The 15,756-nt window shown below is 37.2% G+C and carries 11 protein-coding genes and 1 tRNA gene; 4 read left to right on the top strand and 8 right to left on the bottom strand.

The window, feature by feature from the left end:
• Positions 1-2 precede the first annotated feature (2 nt).
• Positions 3-1,460 (top strand): SusD/RagB family nutrient-binding outer membrane lipoprotein, encoded by a 1,458-nt coding sequence (locus AC3IS6_RS00935; protein ID WP_489162888.1) that lies wholly within the window; start codon positions 3-5, stop codon positions 1,458-1,460.
• A gap of 368 nt (positions 1,461-1,828) precedes the next feature.
• Positions 1,829-5,677, top strand: coding sequence for a M43 family zinc metalloprotease (locus AC3IS6_RS00930; RefSeq protein ID WP_489162886.1), 3,849 nt, complete (start codon positions 1,829-1,831; stop codon positions 5,675-5,677).
• A 69-nt stretch (positions 5,678-5,746) separates the two neighbouring features.
• On the opposite strand, the gene AC3IS6_RS00925 is transcribed toward AC3IS6_RS00930, so the two are convergent.
• Positions 5,747-6,967 carry a M24 family metallopeptidase gene (locus AC3IS6_RS00925; RefSeq protein ID WP_489162884.1) on the bottom strand — a complete coding sequence of 407 codons (1,221 nt, stop codon included), beginning with the start codon at positions 6,965-6,967 and terminating at the stop codon, positions 5,747-5,749.
• 177 nt (positions 6,968-7,144) lie between these two features.
• Here AC3IS6_RS00925 and AC3IS6_RS00920 point away from each other — a divergent pair, with 177 nt between their 5' ends.
• Positions 7,145-8,455: a S28 family serine protease gene (locus AC3IS6_RS00920; protein WP_489162882.1), complete on the top strand. Its 1,311-nt coding sequence runs from the start codon at positions 7,145-7,147 to the stop codon at positions 8,453-8,455.
• Positions 8,456-8,603: 148 nt separating this feature from the next.
• Here AC3IS6_RS00920 and AC3IS6_RS00915 read toward each other — a convergent pair whose 3' ends face one another.
• The 6 genes from AC3IS6_RS00915 to AC3IS6_RS00890 all read right to left on the bottom strand — a co-directional run bounded on the left by AC3IS6_RS00915 (position 8,604) and on the right by AC3IS6_RS00890 (position 13,906).
• Entirely contained in the window at positions 8,604-9,221 is a 618-nt protein-coding gene (locus AC3IS6_RS00915) for a WbqC family protein (protein ID WP_489162880.1), read from the bottom strand.
• 91 nt (positions 9,222-9,312) lie between these two features.
• Complete coding sequence (lepB, locus tag AC3IS6_RS00910; protein WP_489162878.1) at positions 9,313-10,866, bottom strand: signal peptidase I; 1,554 nt, start codon at positions 10,864-10,866, stop codon at positions 9,313-9,315.
• Positions 10,867-10,931: 65 nt separating this feature from the next.
• The gene (gene dapB / locus AC3IS6_RS00905; RefSeq protein WP_489162876.1) at positions 10,932-11,633 is read right to left on the bottom strand and encodes a 4-hydroxy-tetrahydrodipicolinate reductase; all 702 of its coding nucleotides are present in this window, start codon (positions 11,631-11,633) and stop codon (positions 10,932-10,934) included.
• A 37-nt stretch (positions 11,634-11,670) separates the two neighbouring features.
• On the bottom strand, positions 11,671-12,231 hold the full coding sequence (locus AC3IS6_RS00900) for a DUF5683 domain-containing protein (RefSeq protein ID WP_173964368.1): 561 nt from the start codon (positions 12,229-12,231) through the stop codon (positions 11,671-11,673).
• The gene (locus AC3IS6_RS00895; RefSeq protein ID WP_489162873.1) at positions 12,231-13,133 is read right to left on the bottom strand and encodes a ParB/RepB/Spo0J family partition protein; all 903 of its coding nucleotides are present in this window, start codon (positions 13,131-13,133) and stop codon (positions 12,231-12,233) included. The genes AC3IS6_RS00900 and AC3IS6_RS00895 overlap by 1 nt, the downstream gene beginning before the upstream one ends.
• 5 nt (positions 13,134-13,138) lie before the next feature.
• The gene (locus AC3IS6_RS00890) at positions 13,139-13,906 is read right to left on the bottom strand and encodes a ParA family protein (RefSeq protein ID WP_173964366.1); all 768 of its coding nucleotides are present in this window, start codon (positions 13,904-13,906) and stop codon (positions 13,139-13,141) included.
• Positions 13,907-14,516: 610 nt separating this feature from the next.
• Here AC3IS6_RS00890 and AC3IS6_RS00885 point away from each other — a divergent pair.
• Positions 14,517-14,591, top strand: a tRNA-Pro gene (locus AC3IS6_RS00885).
• Positions 14,592-14,909: 318 nt separating this feature from the next.
• Here AC3IS6_RS00885 and AC3IS6_RS00880 read toward each other — a convergent pair.
• On the bottom strand, positions 14,910-15,647 hold the full coding sequence (locus AC3IS6_RS00880; protein ID WP_489162872.1) for a carboxylesterase family protein: 738 nt from the start codon (positions 15,645-15,647) through the stop codon (positions 14,910-14,912).
• Positions 15,648-15,756: the final 109 nt, after the last annotated feature.

Here is a 15,756-nt window from a genome sequence, read left to right as displayed (position 1 = left end):
AAATGAAAATAGTAAAAACGATATTTTTTGCAGGAGCCATTCTACTTTCGGTTGCTTCATGTGATAACTTAGAAGATTTAAATCAGGATAAAAAAGCGTATACTACCGTTTTACCGGGCGCGCTTATGACCAGTGCACAGGTAAACTATGCGTTCTTCCTGACCAATGCTTCGGTAAACAGCAATAATTTTAGAGGATATGCTCAATATTGGAGCACCACAACGTATACAGATGAGGTGAACTACAATATGGAAAGAAGAAACTTAGGGAACTCTCATGCCATTTTGTTATACCGCGATGTATTGCAGGATTTAGTAAATGCGCAAAAACAAGTTGCAAGTAAAGAAGCATTAGGAGCTGTTGAAACTGCAATTAAGAAAAACAAAATTGCAATACTTGATATTCAGATTGTAATGGCTTATCAAACCCTTGTTGATTTGTTTGGGAATGTGGCTTACAGTGAAGCATTGAATATTGATGTATATCCTTATCCTAAGTACGACGATGCCAAAACCATTTATTTTGATCTTGCTACGAGATTGGATGCTGCAATTGCTAGCATGGATGCCAGTAAAGAGAGTTTTGGTTCAGCTGACTTAGTGTATAAAGGAGACGTGGGTAAATGGAAAACATTAGCCAACAGTGTAAAACTAAAACTAGGATTACACCTTGCTGACGTTGAGCCTGCAAAAGCAAAAGCCATAGTAGAAAGTGCTTATAGCTCAGGAGTAATGACAAGCGAAGCTGAAACAGCATTGTTTAAGTATTTCTCTTCACTGGTAGACATGAATCCTTTGTATGACACCTTGGTAAATGAAAGTCAGACCATACCTACAGCCTTTTTTGTGGATGAATTGAATGCTAAAAATGACCCAAGACGTGATACCTTCTTTAATCCAGCCTCTAAAAAGTTAGGCAACTATAAAGGAGCACCTTATGCGAAACAGGTAACTTATGGGGACTATTCTAATATGGGATTAAGATTAAAAGAAAAAACAAACCCGGGAGTGCTTTTTGACTATACTGAAACATGTTTCCTTTTAGCTGATGCGGCTAACAGAGGTTTTAGTGTAGGAGGTACCGTAGAAGAATATTATAAAAAAGGAATTCAGGCCAGCATGAAATTTTGGGGAGTCTCTAATGCAGATGCTCAAACCTATTTGAACAGAGCAGATGTTGATTTTGCAACTGCTGCCGGAACAGCTAAAGAAAAAGTAGCCTACCAGCTTTGGATCGCTTATTACAACAGAGGATTTGAAGCATGGACGGAATACAGAAGATTAGATTTTCCTGTTTTAGTGGCGCCTTCAACTGCAGTCGATGCAGCTAAGGGAAAAGTACCGGTTCGTACTATCTATTCAATCTTCGATAAAACTTTAAATAAAGAAAATTATGAAGCAGCCGCCTCTGCCATAGGTGGAGATTTAATGACTACAAAAATTTTCTGGGATAAATTTTAATTTGAATTAGTTTTCCTGTTTTTAGCCGGGGCCCTTAATTGGGTTCCGGTTTTTTTTGTTTAATAAATAGGGATGTATAAGGTTAGTGTGAAATGTAAACTGTAAGATGTAAACCGCTTCGTGAGCAAATTACTGCTTAATAAAATTAGCGACTTTATTCTTGAAGTGATCTTTGTTGTGTGTTTGGTTTTTGTTTAACAAAACGGCTTGTTTGTTTGTGAAAGCTCATTAATTATGGAATATTTTTCAATAGTGTGTTTTTTTAAAGTTAAAAAGTTGTTAATTATATATTGTTTTTAAATAACATAGTATCAATAAAATAGAACCTATGCTGTTAATTTTGATGCCAACAAATTAACCCAAAAAAAATGAAAACAAAACTACTAGTATTAATGCTTGTTTTTTCGATAGGAAAAATGAGCGCGCAGGGACTTCCTTGCCGGACTACTGAAGAAAACGCCAAAATGTATCGGAGTAGCCCCAAATCACTTCAGGAAAAAAAAGATTTTGAAACCTTTACCAACAATTTCGCACTTCAGCGTAAAAGCAAGACTTCAAAAAGTGCAGCAGTAACTACCTACACTATTCCCGTTGTTTTTCATATTTATGGAGATGTACAAAGCGGAAAAACCATTACCTATGAAAAAATCGTCAATCATCTGGCACAATTAAATGACGATTTTAACGGAAGAAATGCAGATTATCAAACCGTTGAACCCTTTTTTCAAGCCAGAAGAGGAACTCTAAACATCGAATTTAAACTGGCAAAAAAAGACCCGAACGGAGGATGTACCAACGGAGTTGTTTTTCATGCCGCTAAAAACGGTTACGGAAATGGCGGAGGTTATGACGACCAGATTGCCGCCGATGCCTGGGACAATAAAAAATACATGAACGTTTATATTCAGAACGATTTGTATAACGAAGGAGTTTTTAACAACTCGGGAGTTGCCTGGTATCCAAGTTCAGAAATGACTGCCAGCAATACAGCGCGTGTAGTCTTTAATGGAGCTTACCTTTATGACAACTCCTACAGCAAAGAATTTTCAGCAACGCTGACACATGAGTTTGGACATTTCTTAAACCTGATTCACACTTTCGAAGGAGGCTGCTCCGGCACAGATGAAGTTGCCGACACTCCTGCAGAAGACGCTAAGCACACTCTGGCTTGTACACCGGGAACCAATTGTACAGGAGATAAAGTAAACATCGAAAACTATATGGGGTACAATGGCGCACAAGGCTGTTATAAAATGTATACTCAGGGGCAGATCGACAGAATGCTGGCAGCTTTACAGCACCCTGCCAGGATCACACTCTGGCAGCCACAAAACTTAATTGATACGGGAGTGAATTCTACCGAGAGCAGTTTAGTGGCAGCTGGAACTAGTTTTAAGGAAGCAGTTGTTAATGACGGAGCTTTTGATACGGCATCAGTGGTTACCTTAAGTGGAGGAAAAACTTTTGCGCTAAGTTCAGGAACAATGACTGCAGGAACTCATTTTACTCACACCTTTCCGGCTGGGATCACACCGGTTGTTACTGTAAGCTCAAACGGACAAGTGACGGTAACGCTTTCAGGAAAAGCAACAAACCATGCAGCAGCACAAAACACAACAGCAGGAATCACCTTTTTACCTGCGGCATTTACCGGAGGAACCACAGGTTTGTCTTGTACTTCTTTATTTTACAATTTGAGATTTACTGATCCTTACGGAATCTTCTTTGTAGACATGCCTAATATTAACATTTCTTCTGCTTTAATCTGGAAACCTTTTGATATTGCAAAAGGAGATGATACTTCGTTTGGAGCCTGGCGTTATGCGGCCAATGCGCTGAAAATTGAAACCTATGGTAAAAAATTAGTCTGTGAAAGCGGAACCAGAAATATTACGCTATTAGGACAAAATGCGGCAGTTGGACCAGCAAGTAATATGACTGCTCCTGGAGCATATCCGGATCAGCTGGATTTAAGAACGGCAAATTATACAACTTGGGACGGAAAATCAGGATATGTTGGTTTCGAGTATAAAATCGACGGATTATCTTGCTACGGATGGTTCAAAGTAGATGTTGCGGCTAACGGAGATGGTTACACCGTTTCGGAATATGCTTATAATACGCAGCCTAATACCCCTATTTATACAGGTATGACCAATAAAACGGCAGTAGTTTTATCTGAAAGTTTACTATATGAAGCGGAGGCTAATGATGGAGGTGTTGCCACAACCAGCACTATTTCGTTATCGACGAATAATGGAACTTTTACCAAAAGTGCAGGAACGTTAACAGCAGGAACTGATTATACCATTACAGGAGTTCCTTCAGGACTAACAGCTGTATTGACACTTCAGGGAAATAACAAAGTAGTCGTTTCCTTTACCGGTAAAGCAACAGCGCACCTTCCTGCAAATGATGCCGCGGTAGCAATTACATTCAAAGATGCTGCTATTACAGGAGGGATTTCGACACTTGATAATGCATCAAAAACAATCAATCTGAAATTTGATGCGCCTTATGGTGTGTTTTATGTAAACAATTCCGATTATGTTGCTTCGGCAGCACAACCATGGCAATATTTTGACTTAGGAATCGGAGACAATACAGAATACGGAGCGTGGCAATTTGCTGCTGCAGCTTTAAAAGTAGAAACGTATGGCAAAAGATTAGTTGGACCAACAGGTACCCGAAACATCAGTTTGATTACTCAGGGAACTACAATTGGAGCATCGAGCAATTTTGTAACTCCGGGAGCAGCATATCCGGATCAGTTAGATTTAAGAACGGCAACGTATACAGCCTGGGACAATCAAACTGGTTATATTGGTTTTGAATACAAAAGCAGAGGACGTACATGCTACGGCTGGCTGCATGTAAAAGTAGAAGCAGGTGGAGTTGGTTACTCTGTTTTAGACTTTGCCTACAATACTAAACCAAATGAATCCATTCAGGCAGGAACTCAGACCACTACAACAGTTTTAGTTCCTACAAGTCTTGCGGCTACTGTTAACAACACCAGCTTACAAGTACAGTTGACGTGGGTAAACAATGCGACAAATGCAACGAATATCGTAGTAGAAAGAGCAGGAACAGATAATGTTTTTGCTGAAATAACAACATTACCAAGTTCAGCGCTTACGTACACCAACACAGGTTTAACAGCCGGAAGTACTTATAAATACAGAGTGCGTGCAAAAGCAAATACGGTTTATTCAGCTTATTCAAATGAAGTAACGGCAACTCTTACTGCAGGTTCGGCATATTGTACTGCTCAGGCTAATAGTAATTACGAATATATTAATTCAGTAACGATTGGAAGTTTTACAAACACATCTGGTAAAGATGCAGGTGGTTATGCCAATTTTACTTCTAAAACGGTAACAGTAACTCCGGGAACAGTCACAAATGTGAGTCTGGCAGCAGGTTTCTCAGGAGGATCTTACTTAGAATATTGGGGAGTATGGATCGATTATAACAAAAACAATGTTTTCGACGCTTCCGAAAAAGTAATTGATGGAATTTCTTCCACTGGAACTGCAACGGGAAGTTTTACTCCGATTACGTTTACGGGAACGACCAGAATGCGTATTGTAATGAAGTATTATTCAAATCCGTCAGCTTGTGGTAACATCGGTGATGGGGAAGTAGAAGATTATACGGTCGTTGCGGGTACAGCGCCAAATCCGGTGACATTGCCAACACCAACAAATATTGGCAATTCAGGAGTATACACATCTGGATTTTATGCATCCTGGAACACAGTTACTAATGCTACAAGCTATGAAGTGCAGCTGAATAATGCTAGCACAGGATGGACAACTTTCGGAACTTCTACCACTTATTATTTGTGGATTCCGAAACAAGGCACGCAAACGGTTTATCAGTTTAGAGTTAGAGCTAAAAATGCCACTGATACCAGTGACTGGAGCGCCCCGCTTTCAATTGATTTGCAAAACGGAAGTGCCGGAGCAGTTCAGACTGACGCTACAAGATCATTTACATTGTATCCAAACCCGGCTACGGATGTTGTTAATTTTAACTTCTCTAACCTAAACTTGTCGGATATCAAAATTACGATCTACGACAGTGCAGGAAACGTAGTGGATGTAGTAAGAAATGCAGCTTCTTATGAAGTAAATCGCCTTAGAAAAGGAGTTTATATTGTGGTAGCTACAGATGGAAGCTTCACAGATACTAAAAAATTATTGGTTAAATAATAATTTGGTTGTAAAAAGAAAAAGGGGAAACGATATTGTTTCCCCTTTTTTATACCTTTAAAATAAAACTTAATTAATACCAACCCCAAACGGATTGTCAATACTGTGCATAGGAGTGGTAAACCATTTTGGCCCATCAGCAGTCATATAAAAGTGATCTTCATGACGAATTCCAAATTGCCCAGGAATACAAAGCATAGGTTCGTTGCTTACCACCATTCCTTCTTGTAAAACAGTAGTGTTTCCTCTTACAAGGTATGGGGGTTCATGGATGTCTAATCCCGTTCCATGACCTACGCGATGAGGAAGTCCTGGAAGTTCGTAATCGGCACTTAGGCCTCCTGCAGCGATTATTTTACGTGCAGCATCATCAACAGAGCTACAAGTTGCTCCTAACTGTGCGGCATCAAAAGCTGCTTTTTGGGCGGCCTTTTCTAAATTCCAAATCTTTATGTGGGCTTCGGTTGGAGTTCCGTACACATAAGTTCGGGTGATGTCAGACAAATAACCTTCCAGACGACAGCCAGTGTCAATAAGTACAACATCATTGTCTTTTAAGTCCTGCGGAGTGGTTACGCCATGCGGATATTGGGAATCATCGGCAAACAATACAATACAGAAATAAGATCCCGAAGGAATTCCGGCTTTGATATGCGCCTTATTGATAAAATCGACCACCGTTTCGGCTTTTATACCCGGATGCAAAATACGGGCAGCAGCACGCTGTACCACCATAGTAATTTCTTTGACCTGTTGAATTATAGCAATTTCATTTGCTGATTTCTGAATGCGACAGCCGGTAGTAATAGGCTGGGAGTTTTCAAAATCATAACCAGGATTAGCTTTCACGATCGCATCAATTAAAAAATAACCGGCTGATTCATCCAGTGCAATCTTACCGTTATTGATGCCTTTGTCATGTAGTATTTTTCCAAATAAAACAGCGGGAGATTCATGTTCTTCCCAGCAATTCAGGTGACCATCGATTTGCATGAATTTTCTAAAAGTACCTTCCTCAAATTTCGGAACGATATATTCCAGACTCCCATCTTCAAACAATAGAGCTCCTACCATTCTTTCAGAAGGGTTCCATTTCGTCCCTGTAAAATAGTACAAATTGGTTCCAGCATTGAGGAATAAAGCTTTAAAACCTGTTGTTTTGATAAGCGACACTGCTTTCTCGATGCGTGTTTGGTATTCTTCTGGCTGAATGGCTTTTACATTCAGTGTCATATCCTGTATTTTTTCTAATTCTGCAATTGCGTTAGATCCGCCAACTCCAATAGTCATATCTTTTGTTTTTAAGGTTAGTTGTTTTTTGTTTTTCCGGATTAAAAATAAGTCAATATTTCCGGATAGTGCTATTTTAACTCAAAGTAGGTAAAATATAATAATTTAAGGATAATATACTATTGGATTTTGGGTGGTAATGCCAGTATTTTTAGAAAATCAACTAAACTTTAAAAAATGAAAAGTATACAGCGTTTATTATTGCTATTGTGTGTTGTACTGAGTTCGCATTTTGCTTCAGCACAAGGTACATCCGATTTACATCGGAAACTTACAGCCTTGTTTCCAAAAGCCGAAATTACGGTTATAGAAAATTTAGAAGGTTACTCAGAATCGTATCAGCTCATTTTAGACGAGCCATTAGACCATAAAAATCCTCAAAAAGGAACATTTAAACATTACGTTTATTTATCGCATTTCAATTTTAATAGTCCTATGGTGATTGAAACTCATGGTTACAATACAAACAATATTAAAAGTGAGGTAAGTAAGTTATTAAACGCAAATCAGATTGCAGTTGAATATCGCTTTTACGGAAAGTCAAGACCGGAACCACTTCCGTGGGAATACTTGACAAACGATCAGGCTATTGCCGATTATCATGATCTTGTAACGAAACTCAAGCAAATCTACACAGGAAAATGGATTTCAACCGGAATAAGTAAAGGAGGGGAAACAGCCTTGATTTATAAGTCAAAATACCCAAATGATGTTGATGTGGCTATGCCTTATGTGGCACCGTTAATTAATACGACGGAAGATCCCCGAACGGTAGAACATACAAAAACGGTAGGAACAGCAGAATGCAGAGCTAAAATTACGGCTTTTCAAAGAGCTGTTTTAGAAAATAGGGAGGCTATTTTAAAAGAGTTTAAACAGTATGCGGAAGCAAAGAAAATGACTTTTACTGAAGTGCCTTTGGCAGAAGCATTGGAATATGCGGTTTTAGAATTTCCTTTTTCTTTTTGGCAATGGGGAGGAAAATGCGAGGCTATTCCGGTAGTGACAGCTACTCCAAAAGAACTGTTTGATTATCTGGATGAGGTTTCAGGTGTTAGAACATACAATGATAAAATGTACTTTCATTACCTGCCGTCTTATTATCAACATTTGAAAGAATTAGGCTATTATGGTTTTGATTTTTCTCCGGTTGCTGATTTATTACAGGTAGTAAAAAGTACTTCTAATGATCGGTTTGCACCCAAAGGAGTCGCAATAAAATACAATCCGAAATACATCAAAGAAGTGCGTAAATATGTAGAAAATAAAGGAAATAGAATTTTGTATATCTACGGCGGTTATGATACCTGGTATTCGTGTGCCCCAACACCTGATTCGAAATTAGATGCTTTAAAAATGGTTCTTCCGACTGGTAGTCATACTACGAGGGTGAAAGATTTTCCGGAGAACGATCGAAAACGAATTATGGAAACATTGTCAAGATGGCTGGATCTAAAAGCGTCTGACGATAAAGCGGAACTAAATTAAAAAGAAAAGACCTGATAAAAATCTCTCTTTGGCTTAACCGCAAAGAACACAAGGATTTTTTAGGATAAGATTTTATACAAACGCAAAATTCGCAAAGCTATCATAAATAAAGCTTTGCGAATATCTTTGCGCTCTTTGCGGTTAAATCTTAAACCAGTATTTTTTGTGTCTTTAAATAATCCATAGCAAATTTACCTTCATTAAAAAGCAAATCCAAAACACTTAGATTATTGATAAAACCATGTTTGTCGTCAAAAACCTGAATGTATTTTTCAAATGTGTTGGCATCTTTTTTTCCATTAGCCAAAACTCTGAAATCGGAGATGTTCTCTATTTCTTGAAAATACTCTGTCGTTTTGCTGAACTCTAATTTCATGCGTAGACATTTAGTGGTGATGTCTAGTACTTCCAGGTTTAGATCCATTAAAAAAGTGTGCTGCTTTTCAAAAACAGGACGAATATCATCTTCAAAAAACTCAAAAAAAGGAGAGCTTCTGTAAGCGGCTTCCAATGATTTGAAATGCTGTTTTTGCCAGTCAAATTCATTCTCGATTAAAACATCTTTCGTTTTCTGATGCGCAGATTTTGAATGTTTAACCGGTATGTTTAATAGCTGAATCCCGTTTGGACTATAAATGTACGCACGGTTTCTATTGGTTTGTTTCTGAAAATTATCTTCCATTTCAAAAGTAATATTTTCAGATTGAGCCATAACTGCAAAGTGGCTTATCGATGGAAAATAAGTAGGAAGTAAGAGAGAGTTCATCTGTAATTGCTTTAAAAGTTTCAGGTTTCAAGTTTCAGGTTTTGAATGCACCTGAAACTTGAAACCTGAGACAAAAATAACTTTTTTTATTTTATGCTTTATTTTCTTTTCTTTTTCTCCAGAAATATTCTCCAACAAAGTAGGCTGCAAGAATAAATAAGAAATACTTAAAGTATGATTGAGGTTGTCCTTCACCATCAACAGTTGTGAAAACTCTGCTCCAACGAATTTTGTTGATTCCTTTACCGTTAGTGTCCCAGCTCATCCAAATGAAAACTGGTTTTCCTACGATATGGTTTTCGGGAACATAACCCCAATAACGACTATCTTCGGAGTTGTGACGGTTGTCTCCCATCATCCAATAGTAATTTTGTTTGAAGGTATACGTAGTGGCAGGTTTACCGTTAATTAAGAATTTAGAGCCGTCCAACTGCAAAGTGTTTCCTTCGTAAGTGGTAATGATGTCCTTGTAAAAAGGAAGTGACTCATTGGTTAAAGCAACTGTTTTTCCTGCTTCCGGAATGTAAATCGGACCAAAATTATCCTGATTCCATTTGTTGATATGAGGGAAAATAGCATTGTCATTTCCTCTGTCAATTTCTCTTTTTACAGCCGTAATTCCCGGAGTGTTTTTAAGGCGCTCTGCACTGGCTTCAGTTAAAGCTCTAAAGTAAAGAGTATCTCTTTTTTCGCTTTTAAATCCTGCTCCGTCTGTGATATCCAGTTCTCTAACCAGAGATTCAAAATCGATAGGTATTTTTGGATCTATGGCTACTGAATAAGAGTATTGCGGTTTTGCTCTTTCCGGTAAAACTAATTTTTTTCCGTTAATGAAAACAAATCCGTCTTTAATAGATAAACTGTCTCCCGGAATACCTACACATCTTTTTACGTAATTTGATTTTTTATCAATAGGTTTGATCACTCCCGGTCTTCCTTTTGGTTCATAGAAATAATGAACCGTATCAACCGGCCAGTTAAAAACCACTATATCAGATCGTTTTATTTTTTCTAAGGCAGGTAGTCTGAAATAAGGCAATTGTGGCCATTTCAAATAAGATTTTTGTTTTACAAAAGGTATAGAGTCATGAACCATCGGTAATGCAACGGTAGTCATAGGTACTCTTGGGCCGTAATTTACTTTACTAACAAATAAAAAGTCACCAATTAATAATGATTTTTCTAAAGACGAGGTAGGAATTGTATAAGGCTGCACTAAATAAGTATGTACAAGCGTTGCTACAATAACTGCAAAAAGTAAAGAACTTAATGTATCGCTTGCTTTATTTTCGGAAGTTAATTTTCTGTCGGCGTTGTGTACTAATTTTTGAGTGTAGTTTACATAATAGATATAGAAACCTAAAGTGAAGATTCCTAAAAGAGTATCTAAAGTTGTTTTTTTACCAAACGTCCTTAACGTTTCTACCCAAACAACAGGAAACATAATCAGGTTGATAATTGGAATGAAAAGTAATAAAGTCCACCAGGTCGGGCGGCTAATTATTTTCATTAAAACGATCGAATTGTAAACCGGAATTGCAGCTTCCCAACTTTTTCTTCCGGCAGCCTGATACAGTTTCCAGGTTCCCAAAAAATGAATAATCTGAACGGCTAAGAAAAATACAAACCAATAATATAGTGTCATAATATTTTGTTTAAAGTTTCAGGGCAGGGGTCTAATTTGAAAATTACCTCAACCTTTATAACTGTTTATTTTAAATTTAATACGTCTTTCATAGAATAGATACCCGTTTTTCCGGCAAGCCATTCTGCAGCAATCACGGCTCCAAGGGCAAAACCTTCACGATTGTGTGCAGTATGTTTCAATTCGATACTGTCTACAGCTGAATTGTAAGCTACGGTATGAGTTCCCGGAACTTCTCCAATTCTTTTGGCTTCAATGTAGATTTCGTTGTCTTTAGCCTCGTCTAAAGTCCAATTGGTATAATTGCTGTTTTCGATCACGCCTTTGGCTAAAGAAATTGCTGTACCGCTTGGTGCATCTAGTTTATGAGTATGATGAATTTCTTCCATCGTAACTTTATACGAATCAAATTGAGTCATAATTTTGGCCAGATATTCATTCAGTTCAAAGAAAATATTAACACCTAAACTGAAGTTAGAACTTGAGATGAAACCACCTTTCTTTTCGTTGCAAAGTGTTATCATTTCATCATAATGTTCTAGCCAGCCTGTTGTTCCTGAAACTACTGGAACATTAGCATGGAAGCAATTTGAAATATTGTCAACGGCAGCAGTTGGGACGCTGAAATCGATAGCAACATCGGCTGTTGAAAGTCCGTCATAAGTACTGAATTCGTCTTTCTTTAAAACAATTTCATGACCTCTTTCTAAAGCAATTCGCTCGATTACTTTACCCATTTTTCCGTATCCTAAAAGCGCAATTTTCATTTCGTGTATTTTTTTAAATTTAAATAACCGGAGCTATTTAAAAGTGGTAATTAAAAGTTAGTCCAACGTTTGGTTTGAAAGTTACAGTATCAGGATAAATTTCCGGACGTAATGATAATCTTTCGTTTACGTTAAACTGAATCAATGCGGCGTCAACATTGGCATCAATAATGTTCAGGGCATAAAAACCAACTACGAATAGTAATGATAAATCTCTGTTTCGCTGATAAAATTTCTGACCGGCAATAAGTCTGCTGTCGTCCAGAAATTTATAGTTATCATCATTATAACCTTCAAGTCTTCGTTTGTAGGCATCGCGATAATTGTTGTATTTTTTATTATTGTCGAGATAGAAGTATAAACTCGTACCGATCGCTCCGTAAACTAAAGGAATTTTCCAGTATTTTTTATTGTAAGCCTGACCTAAACCAGGTAAAATCGCCGAGTAGAATGCTGCTTTTGCAGGCGTAAGCGGATCGATTTCCTGCAATTTGCTAGTGTCTTTAACGACCAAAACCGTGTCTTTTTTTACCTGGGCAAAAAGAGAAACGGTTCCTATGAGAAAGAACAATAGACTTATGGGGACAATTTTATTCACTATCCGTTTATTAATTTTATTATTCTGTTAAAGTCGGCTTCCGAATCAAAAGGAATGGAGATTTTTCCTTTACCGTTACCGGCAACTTTTATATCAACTTTCGAACCAAAATAATCGTTGAAGGTGTTTTTCTGTGTTTCTCTAACTACAAAAGAAGAGTCAGCTTTAGGTTTTCCTTCCGGTCTTGGCTTTTGGCTTTCGTGATAATTCTTTACTAAAGTTTCGGTTTCACGAACGGATAAGTTCTGACTTACTATTTTTTGGTAGATATCCGTTTGAACATCTAAGTCTTCAATATTAATGATGGCTCTACCGTGTCCCATACTGATAAAACCATCACGGATACCGGTTTGAATGATCGGATCCAGTTTTAAAAGACGTAAATAATTGGCAATAGTAGAACGTTTTTTTCCAACACGCTCACTCATTTGCTCCTGTGTTAGTTGAATTTCGTCAATAAGACGCTGGTATGAAAGTGCGATCTCAATTGGATCTAAGTCATGACGCTGAATGTTTTCAACCAAAGCCATAACCAATGATTCGTTGTCATTGGCAATACGAATATAGGCAGGAACATGTGTTAGTCCTACTAAAGTCGAAGCACGCAAACGACGCTCTCCCGAAATTAGCTGGTATTTGTTAAAGTCTAATTTACGAACAGTAATAGGTTGAATTACACCAAGTTCTCTGATGGAAGTGGCTAATTCACGTAACGACTCTTCGTTAAAATTGCTTCTGGGCTGAAACGGATTTATTTCGATAGCACTTATTTCAAGCTCAATGATATTTCCAACAACCTTGTCAGCGTTTTTGTCCTCTACTGATGTAATGTCGTTTTCCGGATCTTTTAATAACGCTGATAATCCTCTTCCTAAGGCTTGTTTTTTAATTGCTTTTGTCATAAAAACTATTTGCTGTTTTTCTTTATAATCTCCTGAGCTAAATTGATGTAATTAACGGCTCCTTTGCTGGTTGCGTCATAATTAATGATGCTTTCTCCAAAACTTGGTGCTTCGCTTAATTTTACATTTCGCTGAATAACGGTGTCAAAAACCATATCGTTAAAGTGTTTTTGAACCTCTTCTACAACCTGGTTAGACAAACGCAATCTCGAATCGTACATGGTTAGTAATAATCCTTCGATGTCAAGATCCGGGTTGTGTATTTTTTGAATACTCTTTATGGTATTTAGTAATTTTCCTAATCCTTCAAGTGCAAAATATTCACATTGAATTGGGATAACTACTGAGTCAGCCGCTGTTAAAGCATTCAGGGTTAATAAACCCAGAGAAGGTGCGCAGTCAATAATGATATAATCATATTCGTCTCTCACACTTTCCAGTGCTTTTTTAAGCATGTACTCTCTGTTTTCTTTATCAACCAATTCGATTTCGATGGCAACAAGGTCAATGTGTGCAGGTATCACATCAACATTTGGAGCTGTACATTTTAAAACGGCTTCTTTTGGTGTTATACTGTGTTCCAGGATTTGATAAGTTCCGGCTTCAACTGACTCTACGTCAATCCCAAGGCCAGATGTAGCATTGGCTTGTGGATCGGCATCGATCAATAATACTTTTTTTTCTAAAACACCTAATGAGGCTGCAAGATTTACAGATGTAGTAGTCTTTCCAACGCCTCCTTTTTGATTAGCAATCGCAATGATTTTGCCCATTTATTTTCTGAATTTTGAACCGTAAAAATACAATTATTTATGGTTTCTGAAAATCTATTTTGTTAACATTTAAGAAACTTCGGCTATTCGTTGTATGGTGCGTGTTTTCTGGAATTTATTTTGAGCATAATGAAAAAACAGGAACGAAATTTCGCTCTATTTTTTGCTTTCTTTTAGTTAAAAAAGAACAGAATTCTACTTTAGTCAGAAAAATAGAATTAAAAATCGAGAAAAGTTTACTGCCCATTTTTCTTTTTTAAATCTTTTACAAGGCTAGTTGTGAAAAATAAAATGGTTGCACCTCCTAACAGAATACAAAGTGAAATGTATTTCTTTCATACATAGTGAGGATATGTGTATTTAAATAAAGTGAAATGTCTTTTTTATGGTTGCAATACCGAATGTTTTTATGTGTTAAAATGAGTTTGATGTAAAGAGTTGAGTCGTTGTGATGATTTAATATGATAACACAATTATATTTTTTTGTGTCAATTTAAAAGTGAAGTGTTTGATATGCTATGTTTTGAAGTTGTTTCGAAAATAAAAAAGCTTTTAATTTTTGAAATTGTTTTGGATAAGTAAAAAATAGTTCTATCTTTGCACCCGCTTACGGGGTGTAGCGTAGCCCGGTTATCGCGCCTGCTTTGGGAGCAGGAGGCCGCAGGTTCGAATCCTGCCACCCCGACAAAAGTCTTTTCATTTTTTGAAAAGACTTTTTTGTTTTTAGGGACAAAAGTAACTACATGGGACTTAGATTTTTGGAGATTCTCAGAAATTAAGCTTTGAAAATGTTGTATTTTACTACTCTAATTTTTGCGATTGCATAATTTAGGGTAGAGTATTAAAATTATCGGTCAAGGTTTCAGCCATTGAAATTTTTAATCAGATTTGTCAAAGGATCTTGCGTAATGTAAAAGGAGAAAGCAGTTTTTAATATTTCGTCACAACTTTTGATATTGATACAGAAATGGTATTTGAGGTTTCTTATATGTCATGAGAGAATTTAATTTGTGATTTTGGTCAACCACTCAAAATAAATTTTGTTCGTTTCGTCATCAGGATATTCGTGGGTTTTGTCATCCATTATTCTTTCGGTTACAATAATTCCATTCGATTTAAGTTTACGTATTAATTCTTCTGCTTTGGCAACCGGTAAAGCACCATCTTTTCTTCCGTGATAAATAAAGACAGGGATTTTTGAAAAAGAAGAAAGAACTTGATCCTCTAAAAAATTGGGATGTCCTGAACCTAGCCACTCATTTGCCAAATCCGGATGGCCTGCAAATACAGCCACGGCTTTGTAAAGCTCAGGATGCTGATAGTAGATTCGCAAGGCACCGTAACCCCCCATAGAAAATCCTGCGATAACCATTTTACTTTTGTCGACTGGAAAATGAGCTATTACATCTTCTATAGCTTCGATAATATCTTTTTGTGAGTTGTCGGAATCGTAACAGTTGTACATGTCTCTGGCAAACGGAGCAATTTCAATGAAATTACCACCGCTTCTTGCCTGATTCAGCACTCCTTGTTCATCTTGTCCGCTGCCATGGAGAAATACCAGAAGAGGGTATTTTTTTGCTGGAGAATAATCTTTTGGCAGCTTTATGGTATAAGGCTGAAAGCTGTTGTCATATTTTGATTTAAAAGCTCTTCTGTATGGTTTTGTAATTCCTTTATAAGGATCTTTCCCTTTTAAAAAAGAGAGCAATTCCGTCTCAAAAAGAGAGTATTCCTTCAATATTTTCTTCCCAGTTTCATAAGGTTTTAACTGATTCAGACGTTTTTCTACTTCATTTGCTTTAAATAATAGGGTATTTAGGGTTCCGAACTCTAAGCGATATTGATTC

The organism is Flavobacterium sp. KH_035, from assembly GCF_057839565.1.
The sequence above is the reverse complement of the archived record's forward strand: the minus strand, read 5'-3'. Positions and strand labels throughout refer to the sequence as shown.